Consider the following 13,307-nt stretch of genomic DNA (forward strand, 5'->3'; position numbering starts at 1 on the left):
ACGATTCACCTGTGTCGAATCGGTGCTCTGTGTCCACCGGTGGTGTTGTGCGTCAGGCGGCCGTGGCGCTGCAGCCCTGTGTTTCGGGAATCGCGGTGGCATGGTCCTTCAGGAACTGCACGCTCACCGCATCGCCGCGGCTGACGCCGGTGGCAACCCGCGGCGCATGGCTGTTCTGTGTCTCGGCGGTCAGGCGCAGGCCGCCTTCAACCTCGATGAGGTAGCGAGTCTGTGGGCCCGCATAGACCTCTTCGAGCACCACCGCAGGCAGCGCCACGGTGTCGCTGTCGACCGCCGTGCCCGGCGCTGCCAGTTGCACGCGTTCGGGGCGCAGACTGTGCACGGCCGCCACTCCCAGCAGGTCACGTGAAAGAGCTTCGGGCAACAGATTTGTCACGCCGAGGAACTTCGCGACGAACACGGTCTGCGGGAACTCGTAGATCTCGCGAGGGCTTCCCACCTGCTCGATCCGGCCACCGTTGAACACAGCCACACGATCAGAGAGCGTCAGCGCCTCCTCCTGATCGTGCGTGACGAACACGAAGGTAATACCGGCGTCTCGCTGAATCTGCTTGAGTTCGAACTGCATCTGCTCGCGCAGCTGTTTGTCGAGAGCCCCCAATGGCTCGTCGAGAAGCAAGACCTTCGGCCGCAGGATCAACGCGCGGGCCAGTGCGATGCGCTGCCTTTGACCGCCGGAGAGCTGCGAGGGACGCCGCTCCGCCAGGTGACTCAGCTGCACCTGTTCGAGTGCTTCGCCCACCATCTTCGTGCGCAGATTGCGGTCGACCTTGCGGACCCTGAGCCCGTAGGCGACGTTCTCGGCGACGGACTGGTGCGGGAACAACGCGTAGTCCTGGAAGACGGTGTTGACCTCGCGGTCGAACGGCGCGGTGCGGGTCACATCTGCACCGTCCAACAGGATCTTGCCCGAGGTGACCTCTTCAAATCCGGCGATCATCCGCAGGACTGTGGTCTTGCCCGAGCCCGATGGCCCGAGCATCGAGAAGAACTCGCCCTGCCGAATGTCGATGTTGAGCTCGTTGACCGCGGTGAGATCGCCGAACATCTTGCTCACGCCCTGAACTGAGACTGCAGGTGCTACCGGCGCTCCCCCACCCCGAGAAGGCGACGTCTCCTGCTTGATGCCCTGCGACATGGTGCGTGGTCTCCCAGTTCTCTCGCCGATGCGCGTAGAACTATAACATCGGATATTAGATGTATATCACTCGAACGCATGCCAGGGAACGATTCGACGGCCCGCATGTCCGGCGGGGGCTCGCAACCCACATGGCAGACTTAAGGAAAGGAGACGGACAAGGGGGTGAGCGGTGAACGCGGTCGCGCCGCACCACCCGAGTCCGTCAAGTCGATTACGCACAGCGGCATTTGCGCCCATCGGCGAGGAGGGCCGTACCGCACTCGTCGAAACCCGGCTGGTGCAGGCGATCTCAGCCGGCGCCTTCGTCGAGGGAGAGCGCCTGCCAAGCGAGAATGAACTCGCGAATCTCTTCGGGGTCGCAGTCGTCACCGTGCGTGAGGCGTTGAGCGCTCTGCGGTATCGCGGGCTCATCGAAACGCGTCGCGGTCGAAATGGCGGCAGCTTCGTACGTCCCAGCCCTGGCGCCGTCGAGGCCGTCAACGCGCAGGTGCTCAAATCAATGCCGCGCGTCGCGCTTGCAGACCTTGGTCTGCACTATGAGGTCGTCTCGAGCGCCTGCGCGGAGTACGCGTGCCGCCGGGCCACCCCCGAAGAACTTGCAGTGGTGCACGAAGTCCTCACGCAGGCACGTGATTTACCACGCGAGCTGTGGCGGCGCAGAATCACCGATGTACAGCTCGAACTCGCCTCACTGAGTCAATCCGTGCGACTCACCACCGAGCATGTCCGGCTCCAGACGGAGTTCACCCCGTTGCTGGCGCTGCAGGACACTGACGTGGAAGCGCGTCACGCCACCCACGACGCCCTGGTCGAACAGATCGACGCGATACGCCGCCGCGACGTCGAGTTGGCCCGGCGCATTGTGCGCGAGAACGTACGGGACTCGGTGCGCTGGCTCGTGGCCTACCGCGCCAACCTCTAGCGCTCCCACCCGTTCGCTCAGCCCGCCTGGCACGGCCCGAAGGTCACGAACTCTCCGTGACGGCGGTGGCCGAGATCACAGGCAATGGGCATAGACTCTCACATCTCATTGGGAGGGCACGTGACAGTCACATCGGCAGACGTGTTGGATCGCGCGATTCAGCACATCGATGAGTTCTTCGACGGCGTCTTCGCGACCCTCGAGGAATGGCGGCCGAGACTTCAGCAGAAGCTGGGTGCCGCGATGCGGTTCGGCGCACTCGGTGGTACCCAACTCGCCAACCTGATCGAGGACGACGTCCGAAAGATCCTCAGCGGAGCATCACGACCCATCTACGGCGCGGGGTACTGCGCCAGCGGGGACATCGTGTCAACCGGCAACCCATTGGCCTGGTGGCAGGGACCCGATCGAGCACTGCTCGCGTCGTCCACGTTCGGACCGGGGCAGGCCGCAATCGACCTGGCCCGACTCGAGTGGTACCGCGTGCCGCACTCCAGCGGCCAGCAGCACGTCGCCGGTCCGTTTGTCGATTACCTCTGCTCGAACGAGATCACGGTCACCACGTCACTTCCCCTTGAACTCGACGGAGCGTTCTCGGGCGTCATGTGTGCCGACATACTCGTGTCCTCGCTCGAGGAAGTGCTTCTGCCCGGGCTGGCAGAGTTGCCGGGAGCCGTCGTGGTCAACAGCAGTGGCCGTGTCGCCGTCTCCACACTCGCGGACTACGAAACCGGAGACCGCTGGCCGGACTGGAACCCCGAGGCCGGTGAACACCACGACACCGGGGCGCACACGGCGAGGTCCAAACACCACCCGTTCGCCATCGTCATGCCGCACCCGTAGGGCCTCCTACAGGCGCGCGAAGCAGGGGTCCGCGTCCTCCTTGGGGATCGACGCGTTCTGACTGGAGAACTTCCCCACGACGCCGGTAGCGGTCACCTCGACACTGTCCGCGTGAATGCCGAGCGGGTAGTTGTCGTTGAGCTTCTTGGTGAGGTCATTCAGCGCTGACTGCACCGTGTCCTTCGGCAGCGGGCCATTGACGTCGAGAACCTGCAGATTGAGATCACCGTCGGCCACAACGGGTTTGGCCGTCACACTGTTGTCGCCGGCTTCGAGGATTATGGTGCCCGCGGCCGGGTCGGTGCGGGCACCCGTGATCAGACTGCCCACCCCGGGGAGATTCGCGGCCACCGTGTCCTTGATGCCTGCCGATTTCCAGGTGAGGGTGGCCTCCAACGATCCAATGGTGCCCTTGGAGTCGTCGGTCTCCTGCAGTCGCACGTCGGCCAGCGTCACGTCGGCCGTCATCCCGTCGGCGTCTTGCACCCGGTCTCCGGCGGTCTCGACGGAGATGTTCGTGTAGTGACCGGTGATGTGTTGCCACAGGAACGGCGGGTTCACGCCGAAGGAGATGGTGGCGCCGTCCTGGACGACGCACTTGGCGACCGCCACAAGGATGCTGTCCGCGCGGCTTCGCGCATAGAGTTCCCCGCCGGCCAGGCCACCCGTCAGGAGCGCGACGATGATGACCGCCACCAGGATGATCGACTGCCGGTTCCAGAACTGCGAGAACCTCTTCGGCTCTTCACCTTTGGATGGCGGAAGCGATGGAGTTGGCGGTGGCGGTGGAGCCTTTGACGGCGGCGGCTGCTGCATCACCCGCGGCGGAAGCGGTGGTGGTGGCACCGACCGCGGCGGAGGCGGCGGTGGTGGTGGCGCTGCCCGGCGTGGGGGCGGAGGTGGCGTTGCGCGCGGCGGCGGAGGTGGACCGCCGGGCGGCCGGTATCCCGGCGGCGGACCCCCAGCCGGCGGACGGCCCACGGGTGGCGGCGGTCTGCGCCGGATCTGCTCGGTCGGGGGTTCGGGCGGTGCGGGACGCGGAATCCGTCGCGTCGCAGGGTCAGGCGGCGGCTGAGTCCCCCTGTCGCGCCAACCAGGCTGGCCGGGGCCCCGCGGCGGCGTCGTCACCATTGCGATTCTGCCTGAAGAACATCACGGATCGCCGAAATCGCAGCTGACGACCCCCGAGCTATTCGGGCCAGGCCGAGTTCTTGACGAGGTCGACCATGTCGATCCGATGAAACCCCGGCACGAAGTGCTCGAGCACATCGGCGTTCATGGTGCCGAAGGTGGTCTCGGGCCGGTAGCCGAAGCCGTCGACGAACGCCTGCAGGATCCGGTTCTTGAAGTCCGGCCGCGGATGCACCGCGGTCACCGCGTCGATCTCACTGGCGCTGAGCGCGTCCAGGTGAAGGCCGACCACGTCGGTCTCCACCCCCGCGGTGGTCGCAGCGATCACCGGATCGAGCTTGTGGGGCACTTCCGGTGTGGTGTGCAGAGCAATCGCCGTCCAGACGATCTGGGCCTCCTGCTCAGAATGCCCACGCGAGATGAGGAACTCTCTCGCCGCGTCGGCGCCGTCCATCTCGAACCGCTGCGCGGTACCGCGGTAGGGCGCCACCAGCCCGGTGTCGTGGAACATGGCGGCGATGTAGAGCAGTTCGGGGTCGGGGGTCGCGCCCCGGCCGCGCGTCTGCAGACTTCCGAACAGAAACACTCGTCGCGAGTGATGGAAGATCAGCTCATTCGTGGTGTCCCGGATCAACCCGGTGGCCTCCCGAGCCAGAGCACTGTCTGGGATCCGCACTCCGGCAATGACTTCAGGGGTACTGGTCATGATGTTCCTCTCCTCTGTGCTGGGAGCGCCGATACAGCTCCCGGTTCCTCCAGCATCGGCCGCACGAGCGTGGAGCGGCAGCGTCCAGATGGACGCGAAACCCTCACATGTGGACATGGCCGCCACAACGGCGCAGATTGGCCACCATGGCACCAGGCCCTGTCCCCCATGCCGTCGTCGTACTGCTCTACGACGGCATCCAGTCGCTCGACGTGACCGGTCCAATCGACGCCCTCGCGGCGGCCAATGCCCTCGGCGCGCACTACCGGATCATCAACACCTCGCTCACCGGCCAGGACGTTGTCGCCAGCTCGGGGGTTCGGCTCGGCGTTGACGTGCCGGTGGACGCGCTGCCGCAGGCCATCGGCACCCTTCTGGTGCCCGGCGCACCGAACTGGCAGAGGAGTATCAGCGACCCCGCCCTCATCGACGCCGTCCGCACACTGGCGAAACGCAGCCGCCGGACGGTCTCCATCTGCGCCGGAGCGTTCCCCCTCGCCGCGACCGGATTGCTCGACGGGCGACGGGTCGCCACCCACTGGAAGCTCGCAAACCACCTCGCCGCCCGATTTCCCGAACTCACTGTGGACTCGGCCGCAATCTTCGTCACCGACGGTGACTACGTCACATCGGCAGGTGTCACCGCGGGCATCGACCTGAGCCTGTCGCTGATCGAGCATGACCACGGCGCGACACTGGCCCGCGAAGTCGCCAGGGAGCTGGTCGTCTTCATGGCCCGCCCCGGTGACCAATCACAGTTCAGCGTCCGTCTCGACGCGATGCCCACCGACAGCTCCATCGTGCGGAACGTCATGAACCTCATCACCAGCGATCCGAGTCACAACCACTCTCTGCGCTCGCTGTCCGAGGCCGCGGGGGTGAGCGCTCGCCACCTGTCCCGACTGTTCCTCGCCGAGACTGGCTACACGCCACAACGTTTCGTCGACCGGACCCGGCTCGAGGCGGCCTGCACCCTGCTCACCAGCGGTCACGACTCCCTCGATCACGTCGCGGAACGGACGGGGACCGGATCCGGCGAATCCCTGCGCCGACTGTTCAGGCGCGAACTGGGCATCACACCCGGCACGTACCGCAAGCGCTTCGAGACGGCGCGTCGGAGCGAGTCCCGGTAGCAGCGATCTCCGAGCCCGGTGCGCGGCATCGAGCCGCGCTACTTTGGAGACTGGAACGCACGACTTGTTTCAACCCCACGTCGCGCTGGCAATACTGCGACACGACAACCGGTCGAACGGCCAATACTTCGCGAAGGGGGCACATGTCCGAGGCGGCAGAGTCCGAACCCGACGATCAAGCCCGCGAACCCTCCGAACCCACCTTCGACGAACATCTGCACCCGGCGCGCCCGCGCTCGCTGCGGTTCCGCCCGCGTGTGCGCGCGCCGTTCAACCGGCGCTCCGTCGCCCAGGACGGGCCGGCGACCGCCGACAACCCGGCTTATGTGTCCTGGCTGCTCACGCAGTCGATGCTCGCCGACGCCAACGAGATCAGTCAGCAGTTCTCCGGCCAGGGTTCGATGTGGCAGAACCCGTACGCCACCCCGAGCCCCCGCCACGCGGTCGACACCGCCGCGGTCTGGTTCACCGCGTATCCGTTGTCGCTGATCACCCGTCCGAACGAGTCCTTCCTCAAGGCCATGGCCGATGAGGGCATGTGGAAGGCATTCGCCGAGATCGGCATCGAGGCCATCCACACCGGGCCGGTCAAGCGGGCCGGAGGTCTCTCCGGATGGGAGCAGACCCCCAGCGTCGATGGCCACTTCGACCGCATCAGCACCCAGATCGACCCGGCCTTCGGCACCGAGGACGAATTCCGCACCATGTGCGGCACCGCGAACTGGTACGGCGGCACCATCATCGACGACATCGTCCCAGGGCACACCGGCAAGGGCGCGGACTTCCGGCTGGCGGAGATGAAGTACGCCGACTACCCCGGCATCTATCACATGGTCGAGATCGACGAACGCGACTGGGAGAACCTGCCCGCTGTGCCGCCCGGGGCCGATTCGGTGAACATCGACGCCGAGACCGAGCAGTGGCTGGACAAGGCCGGTTACATCATCGGCCGGCTGCAGCGGGTGATCTTCTACGCCGAGGGCGTCAAGGAGACCAACTGGAGTGTCACCCGTTCGGTGCTGGGCACCGACGGTGTGCAGCGCCGATGGGTTTACCTGCACTACTTCAAGGACGGTCAGCCCTCGATCAACTGGCTGGACCCGTCCTTCGCGGGCATGCGCCTGGTCATCGGGGACGCCCTGCACTCGCTCACCGACCTGGGCACCGGTGGACTTCGACTGGACGCGAACGGATTCCTGGGCGCGGAGAAGACCGCCGCCGAGGACAGCACCGCATGGTCTGAGGGTCACCCGCTGTCGGAGGCCGCCAACCACCTGATCGCGAGCATGGTGCGGAAGGTCGGCGGCTTCACCTTCCAGGAGCTGAACCTCACCATCGACGACATACGGGACGTCGGCGCGGCCGGTGCGGACCTGTCCTATGACTTCATCAACCGACCTGCCTATCAACACGCGCTGGCCACCGCCGACACGGAGTTCCTCCGGCTGACGCTGCGCACCACGCTCGAACTCGGAGTCGACCCCGCCTCCCTGGTGCACGCGCTGCAGAACCACGACGAGCTGACCTACGAACTGGTGCACTGGTCGACCGGGCACCGGGATGACGTCTTCACCTACAAGGGCGAGGAGATCACCGGCGAGGCGCTCGGCGAGACGATCCGCGCCGACCTCACCCAGAAGCTCACGGGCGAGAACGGTCCCTACAACCTGGTGTTCACCACCAATGGAATCGCCTGCACCACCGCCACCGTCATCGCTGCCACCCTCGGCGTCACCGACCTGGACACCATCGACGATGTCGATCACATCAGGCGGGCTCACCTCCTGCTGGCGATGTTCAACGCCCTCCAGCCGGGTGTCTTCGCCCTGTCGGGATGGGACCTGTGCGGGATGCTGACGTTGCCACCCTCGAACATCCCGGAGTTACTGCGCGAGGGCGACACCCGCTGGATTCACCGATCGGCTCACGACCTGATGGGCGTCAACCCGTCGGCGACTCAATCGCTGGCCGGAATGCCCAGAGGCAGAAGCCTTTACGGTTCGATTCCAGAACAGATGGCCGACGACGCCAGTTTCCTGCGCCAGCTGCAGGCAATCCTGCGAGTTCGGTCCCACTACGGAATCGCCACCAGCCGCCAGATCGACATCCCCGAGGTGTCCCACCGGGGCATGCTGGTGCTGGTGCATCAACTGGCCGACGAGGGTCGGTATCAGCTGACTGTCCTGAACTTCGCCAATGAGGATGTCGCCGGCACCGTGCGGTCCGAGAAGCTGCCCCCCAGCGGGGTGGTGTCGGACATGTTCACCGGCAAGTCCTTTGCCACAGTGGATGATCTGCACAGCTTCACCGTCGAGATGCCGGCCCATCACGGCATGTCACTTCTCGTCGAGATGCCCGCTGAGGAGTCGGACGCCGCTGAGTCGAGCAGTCCCTAGAGCCCTGAAGCACTGCGGCGCAGACCCGTTGGCTGAAAGTGGGCCCCTCCGTCAATATGACGGAGGGGCCCACTTGCCGCAGAGCCGTTAGGGCTTGGCGGCCCGCTTGGCCTGCCGATTCTGCTTCTCGACGTCGGCCAACTGCTCCACCCGATTCGCCTGCGCACGCTTGCTCTCAGCCTCATCACGCTTGGCTTGGGCATCTTTGAGCTTGGAATCGGCTGCCGCGGTGACCTTCTGCTCGGCCGCACGGATCTTCGCCTGCTCGTTGCGCTTGATCTCCTCGGCCGCATTGGTGCGCCGGGCAGCCACTTCGTCCACCTGCCGCTTCGTCGCGGCGGTGCGTTCCCGCGCCTCCTCCGCTGCGGCACGCTTGCGCTGCTCCGCCTCGGCGCGAGCTTCCTCGACACCCTGCTTCTTGGCCTCGTGGGCCTGGTCCCGGTCCTCTATGACCTTCTCGCGACTGGCCGCCAGCTCGGCATCGGCCTTCGCCTTCTTCTGGGTCGCGGTCTCCTCGAGTTGTGCTGCGCGGCTGAGCGCGTCGCTTCGGTCGACGAGCGCTGAGCCACGCCTCTCCAACCTCGGATCTCCGAGGGCGCTGCCAACGGTCGCGTCGAGCACGCCGAGCGAGCGCTCGTAGAACAGTCGCGCAGGCGCTTCCGCCCCCATCCGCGACACCACTCGGTCCTCGATCAGTTCCAGCGGAGTCCGTACGAGTTGATACTGAAAGCGTAGAACTGCGATCGGTAGTTCGGTGATTCTCATTGATATCTCCTAGGGCTACGGGTTGCTCAGGGCAGGTCGGCGTCGTTGGTCAGGCGGTCGGCGCGTGCTCGGATCCGATCGGCTTCGGCCTGCTCGGCGGAAGCCTCCTGCACCGCGGCTTGGTGCTCGCCGACGGCATCCACGAACTCACCGCTGGCGGCACTGATCTCCTGGCGCTCCTCGGCCTTGGCCTGCTCAACACCGCGTCGGGCATCGATCTCAGCCTGGGTCATCCCACGGGCAGCTTCCTGCGCCCCGGCCTGCTCGACCGCACGCTTCTGCGCGTCCTGCTGACTCTTGATGGACTTCTCCGCGGCCGCCGTCTCGGCGTCCACCGCCATGCGCTCCTTGACGCCCTCCAGCCTGGCGTCCGCGGCCTGTGCTCGGGCCTGCTTGGCCTCGGCGTCGGCGACGGCCTCGACGGCGTTCGCCTCCTTACGCTCTTTGGCCTGGGTCTGCTCAAGCTGGCCCTCGGCGGTCAACGAGTCGTTTCGGGTCACGGCGCCGGCGAATTCCTTTACCTTGCCCTTGATCGAGTCGAAGAGTCCCTTGCGGGCTTCGTCAGCCTTGTCGTGCTCTGTCATGTCTCTCCTAGAGATCGTTGTGAGGTCTTAGGGCCGCGAAGTCACTGCTGATGGCCCTGAATTGGTCAGTCACGGACTCGCGGGCCAGCGTGCGGCCGACGGCAAGGCCCGACCCCGTTGCCACTGCACTGGGGATACACCGTTTCAACAACTTGAAACCTCGCATCGTGGCGGTTGCCTCGCGACTCGCGTCACACGGTCGTGTGCACCACGTGATTCAGGAGGGGGCGACACCGGTGTTTGCGCGGAAAACACCTGGGTATCAAGCCTGAACCGCATGCTTCCAGAAACCTGAGCATCGCCGGCGAATCACGAAGAAGGCGCCCTATCCGATACGTCGACCGATTCGGTCGGCACGTGCGCCGCCCACTGATCGAAGACCGACTAGCGCGACGCTGCCTCAAGCGCCGGTAGTCGACGAAGGAGAGTCATGTACCTGCACACTCAACAACTCATCAATGAGATCGCTGTCGACGAGCCCGATCCAGCCGCGGCCAATGCGCTGCAAGAGGGTCTTGGTGGCCAGTTCGGCGAGATGCGCACCATGATGCAGTACCTGTTCCAGAGCATGAACTTCCGGGGTGACGCGACGTCGAAGCCGTACAAGGACCTGCTCCAGGGCGTTGGGACCGAGGAGATCAGCCACGTGGAGCTCATCGGTACGACCATCGCGCGTCTGCTGGACGGGTCGCCGGAGTACAACGGCAAGAAGACGGACACGGTCGATCAGCCGGGAGCCAAGGGTGCAACACCTCTCAAGATCGCATTGGACACCAGCAACATTCACCACTACCTGGTCGGTGCCCAGGGCGCGCTACCAGTGGATGCCGCAGGCAATCCGTGGCTCGGGTCCTACGTCTACAACAGCGGGAACCTGGTGCTCGACCTGCTGTACAACCTGATGTTGGAGTCGACGGGACGGCTGCAGAAGTGCCGGATCTACCAGATGACCGACAACAAGGCAGCCCGTTCCACGATCGCCTACCTCATCGTTCGCGACCAGGCGCACGAGAACGCATTCGCCAAGGCACTTGAGAGCCTCGGCGTGAATTGGGGTGCGGCGCTGCCGATCCCCAAGACGAACGCCGCGAAGTTCCCTGAGGTCAAGAAGCTGCTCGATTTGGGACTGCAGAGCATTCAGTACACCTTCAGCTCCGACGACCAGAGCCAGGCGGCGAAGCTGTATCGAGGGGCGTCGCCGTCCAACGACGGCACCGAGCTGAGCACCGCGATCATGCCCGAGGGGTTCCCAATGACCATCGCACCGGAACGGCGCGAGGAGTTCGCTCCCGGTCTGGACAAAGAGCTGCTGGCACTCATCCAGGCGACCGCCGAGGTCGAGATCCAGTCCGCCGAGGATCTTTCCGACAAGTAGAGGCACGCGGAGTCGCGTGACCGCGTCGCTTCCACGGCGCCGCCCACACCTCACGACGAAGGGCGTGGGCCTCGCGACCCGCTGTCCTCGGCTGGTTGCGGCGATGGACTCCTCGCGACCGAAATCAGCAGCGAGATCGACAGGCCCGCACCGATCAGTACCAGCGTGCTGGCCCAGCCGCGGCGCCACCAGATCGCGGACTGGCACTGGTCGGTGTAGTCGCCTGCGCCTGCCGCGTGTGCATCAGCGGTGGCGGCCTGCTCGTAGTCAGCCGACAACGCCGACCCGCACGTGATCCGGAATCCCCACTTGTCGTAATCATCCAGTGCCGTCGGCAGATACAGCGCGAAGAGCCCCGTGACTAGGATCGCCACCGCCACCAGGGCGAGGACGACGCGGTCACGAAGGAGTGCAGCCCATTTCACCGGTCAGCTCATCCGACCGAGGATCGGCTCGGACTCGATGAGCCCTTCGTCGCTGGGCTCGATACCCTCACCGAAGACCCGCGCCGCCTGCCGCGCCCGCAACTCCTGGTGCGCCTCAGCGGGCCGATCCAAGCCGTACCGGGTCCGCGCCTCGGCCGGCGTCACGACCTCCGGGTTGACCGGTGCCACACCGAGTTTGATGGGTGCCACCACCGGGTGCGTCATCGGTGACAGAATCTTGAGCGCCATCAGCTCCGCACGGGGGCTGATGCGGATCGCGTGAAAGCTGGTCCACAGGATCGGCCGAACCAGCACATCGACGATGCTGGGCTGCCGCAGCCCGCTCATCTCCCGCATCCACCGTGGCATCGTCGCGATGGTGCCGGCCCGCAGCACTCGACTCACCAGCCACGCCGCGGGGCGCGCCGCCCGCGGCATGGGCGGCAGCATCACGTCGGCCTTGAGCAGATGGTCCATCGCCTGAACCGCGATGTCGCTGGCCTGCAACTGTGGTCGCATCGACTCGAAGTAGCGTCGCACCCCGTCGCGGGTACGCGGGACGTCATCCGGCGAGCACGTCTGCAGCTCGGCGGCGACCGCGCACTCCTCCCAGTACCGGGCCTCTTCCTGCGGCGAGAGCGGGCCGGGCCCGTACTTCTCGTAGGCGTAGAGAATCGAATGCCACGCGGTGAGGTGGATCCACAGCTGCGAGGCCGGGTCGTTCGCATCGTAGCGTCCGCCGCCGTAGGGCTCGGTGCCGATCGCCTTGGAGTGGATCTTGACCAGAACATCAGCGGCGGTGGCGGTTTCGCGTGAGCCTCCAAAAGCCACCATCGCGAAGTAGCGCAGCGTGCGGTCGTATCGAGTGCGCGGCCGCTTGTAGATATCGTGCGTCTTGTCGACCGCGGCGACCAGGTTGGGGTCGAGCTCCTCCACCACGACGGACCGCTGGAACCCCACGGTCAGCGACGTCGGGTAGCCCCACACCCTCCACGTCACCGAGTCCGGACCGAAGAATCCGTAGTCCTCGTGTGGCTGCGCCGCACTCCCCCGGGGCGGTTTAGCGGTACCTGTGATCGTCATCGATTACTCCCCTTGTCATCGGATGCTGTTGTCGGATGGATTACTTGGCGGCCTGAAGGGCGTGGCAGACCATGCGCCCGTACATCGCGCCGAGGTCATCGGCGGTCCAGGTGTTCGTGGTGTCGAGCAGTGTGCGCACCGCCGCCTCGCACGAGGAGATGAAGAACTCGATGAGCACGGGCAGCTTGGCGTCCAGGTCGGAGAAGCCCCACCAGGCGGTCAGGGCCGGGCCGATCCAGTGGGCGGCCTTGCTCGCCAACTCCGCGCGGACCCGTTTGAACCGGCCGAGAACCGCGGGATCGGGCCGGGCCGAGAAGACCACCCGCCACGAGTTGGGGTGGGCCGCGACGACATTCAACAGCGACACGAAACCACCGACGAAGACTGACTCCGGGTCGTCGCCGCGCGCCGAGCGCAGCGTCTCGACCAGTGCGTCACGCAGGTAGGCGGTCTCGCGCTCCAGCAGCGCGGTGATGATCTCGATCCGGTCGGCGAAGCAGGCGTAGATCACGGGCCGGGTGACGCCCAGCCGGTCGGCGATCGCACCGATCGTCACCTCGGCGACGCCCTGTTCGACCGTGATCTCCAACGCGGCGTCGAGCACCTGCGGACGGCGTCGTTCCGGGCCGAGATGTGCGGCCCGACCTCGCGGTTTCGCCTTCGCCAGCGTCGGCATGACACAAAGCTACCACCGGAAGCTTCACATGTGTAGGAATTTGCTACACATGTGTAGGTTCCCGCTGGTCACCGGCATCACCCCACGCCGAGACTGCGGGGAGATC

General features: G+C 65.8%; 14 protein-coding genes. 6 read left to right on the forward strand and 8 right to left on the reverse strand.

Annotation, left to right across the window (positions count from 1 at the left end):
- Window positions 1–52: 52 nt before the first annotated feature.
- Entirely contained in the window at window positions 53–1,069 is a 1,017-nt protein-coding gene (locus ABIA65_RS10160; RefSeq protein WP_354523755.1) for an ABC transporter ATP-binding protein, read from the reverse strand.
- Window positions 1,070–1,331: 262 nt separating this feature from the next.
- On the opposite strand from ABIA65_RS10160, the gene ABIA65_RS10165 reads away from it, so the two are divergent.
- The gene (locus tag ABIA65_RS10165; protein ID WP_241403446.1) at window positions 1,332–2,084 is read left to right on the forward strand and encodes a FadR/GntR family transcriptional regulator; all 753 of its coding nucleotides are present in this window, start codon (window positions 1,332–1,334) and stop codon (window positions 2,082–2,084) included.
- 120 nt (window positions 2,085–2,204) lie between these two features.
- Window positions 2,205–2,927: a PDC sensor domain-containing protein gene (locus ABIA65_RS10170; RefSeq protein ID WP_241403445.1), complete on the forward strand. Its 723-nt coding sequence runs from the start codon at window positions 2,205–2,207 to the stop codon at window positions 2,925–2,927.
- Window positions 2,928–2,933: 6 nt separating this feature from the next.
- On the opposite strand, the gene ABIA65_RS10175 is transcribed toward ABIA65_RS10170, so the two are convergent.
- Window positions 2,934–3,623: an LmeA family phospholipid-binding protein gene (locus ABIA65_RS10175; RefSeq protein ID WP_354523436.1), complete on the reverse strand. Its 690-nt coding sequence runs from the start codon at window positions 3,621–3,623 to the stop codon at window positions 2,934–2,936.
- Between the two features lie 59 nt (window positions 3,624–3,682).
- Here ABIA65_RS10175 and ABIA65_RS10180 point away from each other — a divergent pair, with 59 nt between their 5' ends.
- On the forward strand, window positions 3,683–4,105 hold the full coding sequence (locus ABIA65_RS10180) for a hypothetical protein (RefSeq protein ID WP_354523437.1): 423 nt from the start codon (window positions 3,683–3,685) through the stop codon (window positions 4,103–4,105).
- Between the two features lie 11 nt (window positions 4,106–4,116).
- Here ABIA65_RS10180 and ABIA65_RS10185 read toward each other — a convergent pair whose 3' ends face one another.
- Window positions 4,117–4,764 carry an HD domain-containing protein gene (locus tag ABIA65_RS10185; RefSeq protein ID WP_354523438.1) on the reverse strand — a complete coding sequence of 216 codons (648 nt, stop codon included), beginning with the start codon at window positions 4,762–4,764 and terminating at the stop codon, window positions 4,117–4,119.
- 146 nt (window positions 4,765–4,910) lie between these two features.
- Here ABIA65_RS10185 and ABIA65_RS10190 point away from each other — a divergent pair, with 146 nt between their 5' ends.
- A complete protein-coding gene (locus tag ABIA65_RS10190; protein WP_354523439.1) occupies window positions 4,911–5,897 on the forward strand; it encodes a GlxA family transcriptional regulator in 987 nt (328 codons plus the stop codon).
- 143 nt (window positions 5,898–6,040) lie between these two features.
- Complete coding sequence (gene treS, locus ABIA65_RS10195; RefSeq protein ID WP_241403441.1) at window positions 6,041–8,293, forward strand: maltose alpha-D-glucosyltransferase; 2,253 nt, start codon at window positions 6,041–6,043, stop codon at window positions 8,291–8,293.
- An 87-nt stretch (window positions 8,294–8,380) separates the two neighbouring features.
- Here treS and ABIA65_RS10200 read toward each other — a convergent pair whose 3' ends face one another.
- Together ABIA65_RS10200 and ABIA65_RS10205 are read right to left on the reverse strand one after the other, a co-directional pair.
- Window positions 8,381–9,058: an IF2 family translation initiation factor gene (locus ABIA65_RS10200; protein ID WP_354523440.1), complete on the reverse strand. Its 678-nt coding sequence runs from the start codon at window positions 9,056–9,058 to the stop codon at window positions 8,381–8,383.
- Window positions 9,059–9,084: 26 nt separating this feature from the next.
- The gene (locus ABIA65_RS10205) at window positions 9,085–9,642 is read right to left on the reverse strand and encodes a CsbD family protein (protein ID WP_241403439.1); all 558 of its coding nucleotides are present in this window, start codon (window positions 9,640–9,642) and stop codon (window positions 9,085–9,087) included.
- Between the two features lie 430 nt (window positions 9,643–10,072).
- Here ABIA65_RS10205 and ABIA65_RS10210 point away from each other — a divergent pair, with 430 nt between their 5' ends.
- Window positions 10,073–11,017, forward strand: a complete 945-nt coding sequence (locus ABIA65_RS10210; protein WP_241403438.1) for a manganese catalase family protein — start codon at window positions 10,073–10,075, stop codon at window positions 11,015–11,017.
- 50 nt (window positions 11,018–11,067) lie between these two features.
- Here the strand turns inward: ABIA65_RS10210 and ABIA65_RS10215 are convergent, their stop codons facing one another.
- From ABIA65_RS10215 to ABIA65_RS10225, 3 genes are read right to left on the reverse strand one after another with little or no spacing between them, the layout of a single operon-like run.
- Entirely contained in the window at window positions 11,068–11,442 is a 375-nt protein-coding gene (locus tag ABIA65_RS10215) for a hypothetical protein (protein ID WP_241403437.1), read from the reverse strand.
- Window positions 11,443–11,445: 3 nt separating this feature from the next.
- Window positions 11,446–12,525, reverse strand: a complete 1,080-nt coding sequence (locus tag ABIA65_RS10220) for an oxygenase MpaB family protein (RefSeq protein ID WP_354523441.1) — start codon at window positions 12,523–12,525, stop codon at window positions 11,446–11,448.
- Window positions 12,526–12,565: 40 nt separating this feature from the next.
- On the reverse strand, window positions 12,566–13,201 hold the full coding sequence (locus ABIA65_RS10225; RefSeq protein ID WP_354523442.1) for a TetR/AcrR family transcriptional regulator: 636 nt from the start codon (window positions 13,199–13,201) through the stop codon (window positions 12,566–12,568).
- Window positions 13,202–13,307: the final 106 nt, after the last annotated feature.

The organism is Mycolicibacterium sp. 624, from assembly GCF_040548615.1.
GTDB lineage: Bacteria > Actinomycetota > Actinomycetes > Mycobacteriales > Mycobacteriaceae > Mycobacterium.